At 67.1% G+C, this 2,042-nt stretch carries 2 protein-coding genes and 1 pseudogene; all 3 read left to right on the forward strand.

Features of this window, described 5'->3' with window-relative positions:
- The first annotated feature begins 233 nt into the window (after positions 1 to 233).
- Positions 234 to 761 (forward strand): hypothetical protein, encoded by a 528-nt coding sequence (locus GQS09_RS28050; protein WP_165990322.1) that lies wholly within the window; start codon positions 234 to 236, stop codon positions 759 to 761.
- 306 nt (positions 762 to 1,067) lie between these two features.
- Complete coding sequence (locus tag GQS09_RS28055) at positions 1,068 to 1,601, forward strand: hypothetical protein (RefSeq protein WP_207958383.1); 534 nt, start codon at positions 1,068 to 1,070, stop codon at positions 1,599 to 1,601.
- A gap of 198 nt (positions 1,602 to 1,799) precedes the next feature.
- Positions 1,800 to 2,042 (forward strand): annotated as a pseudogene (locus tag GQS09_RS28065) (site-specific integrase); the annotation flags it as partial.

Genomic DNA, 2,042 nt, shown 5'->3' on the forward strand with positions numbered 1-2,042 from the left:
CGGCCGCCCGCCGGTAGGTGCGCACTTGCCCTGATTCCAGCGCGGCCACCACCCGCAGCCGCACTACCTCCCGCGTGGCAGGATGCAGCCGACGCGCGTCCTCAACCTCGATCACGCCCTGCCAACGAGCAGGCAACTCAACCGTTCCGGATCAATAGCATGCGCGCTTCGTCCCGGGAGAGTGGCATTTTCGTCGATGCGCTTGTGGAGAACACAGAGGAGGAACAGGATACATGCTGATACTGGAAGAGCTGTACCGGAAAATTCCTGTACTCCAGAACTGCCGCCGCCCGGAGCCGGTCATGATCGACTGGCAACACCTCGAAGAAAAGTTTGGGCTGAAATTCCCCGGCGACTTCATGGAGATATCCGAGAAACTGCACGACTTCGAAATGGATGACTTCAGCTTCGTTAAGCCCTCCCCAGGACTTGAAGCAGCCTACATCGAAGACGTTCAGAGGCTTCTCGGCATCGTGCGTTCGTGGGCCAAGAATGGAATAAGTCACAGCTACGTCCCGCACCCCGGGGAGCCTGGCCTTTTCCCCTGGGGAACAACCAGCGTGGGAGACCTCTTCTTTTGGCGCGTTGAAGGCGTCGACCCCGAGAAGTGGCCGGTGATCGTGGTGACCGATAACGACTACTGGACCACTTTCGACGGCGGAGTCGTGAAGTTCCTCCTGGCGATCATGGAACGCGGCCCAGAGAACTGGGGGCTATGGGAGGGCTTTCCCCGTCAAGAAATGTTCCAGGTATTCGACTGACCCGGATCCGTCGACTTGATCTCGATGTGATCGTTTCGGGGCTCCTGGCCTTGTGGCCTCGACAAGGGATCGTCGCAGGCCGGTGGGGTGGTGGTCGCGGTGTGGTCGTGTGGTTGGCGTCGTGGCGGCTGACAATGGGGTTCTCGGGGATCGTGCGGACTGTGGGAAGTGGTTCCGATGCGTTCCGTGGGTGAGCGGGGGCGGGTGTACCGGCGGTGCGGGTGCCGGGACGGGGACCGTCGTCAGCTGGGTGCGAGGTGTCCGCGGCTGGCGGCCGATCCGGGGCACGGCAGCTGGACGTTCGCGGTGGATGTGGTGGACCCGGAGCGGCGCCGGGCGACGGTGCGGCGCGGAGGGTTCGCCGGTGAGGAAGATGCGCGGGCGGCGTTGCGCCGGCTGCTAGAGGGGGAGATGGCCGGGTTCCGGGCGGACCCTGCGCAGACGGCGGGGGAGTACCTCACCACCTGGCTCGCGGGCAAGGAACTGGCCCTCAAGCCCACCACGTATGCCCGTTACCGGGACTACGTGCGCGGCGATCTCATCCCCCAGCTGGGCCGGATCCGGCTGGATGACCTGTGCCACGGGCATATCGCCGCTTTCGCCCGGGGTGAGCTTGCCCGGGGGCGTGGCCGGGTGACGGTCTACCGCTGTCTGGCCACGCTCTCCAGTGCGCTGGGGGACGCAGTGCGCCAGCACCGCCTGGCCCGCAACCCCGCCCGCCCCGCAGTCATCCCCCGCCCCGCAGCACGGGAGCGGCGAGTGTGGACGCTTGCGGAGGCGGGCCGGTTCCTCACCTACTGCCAGACCGTGATCCGCTGTTCGCGGATCTGGCGGAGGTGATGATCGGCACCGGCCTGCGCAAGGGCGAAGCCCTGGGCCTGCACTGGCGGGAGGTGCCTCTGGAGCAGCGGCTGCTGCTGGTGCGCTGCACCCTCTCGGCGGTCGACAACAACCGCCNGTGTGGACGCTTGCGGAGGCGGGCCGGTTCCTCACCTACTGCCAGACCGTGATCCGCTGTTCGCGGATCTGGCGGAGGTGATGATCGGCACCGGCCTGCGCAAGGGCGAAGCCCTGGGCCTGCACTGGCGGGAGGTGCCTCTGGAGCAGCGGCTGCTGCTGGTGCGCTGCACCCTCTCGGCGGTCGACAACAACCGCCTGGTGCTGACCACGCCGAAGACCCGCAGCAGCCACGGCTGGGTGGCGCTGTCCGGCCGGGTTGCCGCCGCGCTGCGGCGCCAGGCCGGTCAGGCGGGCCCGGGCGGGCTGGTCTTCCACCATCCC

It is taken from the genome of Streptomyces sp. YIM 98790, assembly GCF_011421595.1.
Classification (GTDB): Bacteria; Actinomycetota; Actinomycetes; order Streptomycetales; family Streptomycetaceae; genus Streptomyces.

Bases quoted from the DNA above. Each gene is read 5' to 3' on its own strand.
- GQS09_RS28050 (WP_165990322.1), top strand. From the start codon at position 234: ATGCTGATACTGGAAGAGCTGTACCGGAAAATTCCTGTACTCCAGAAC.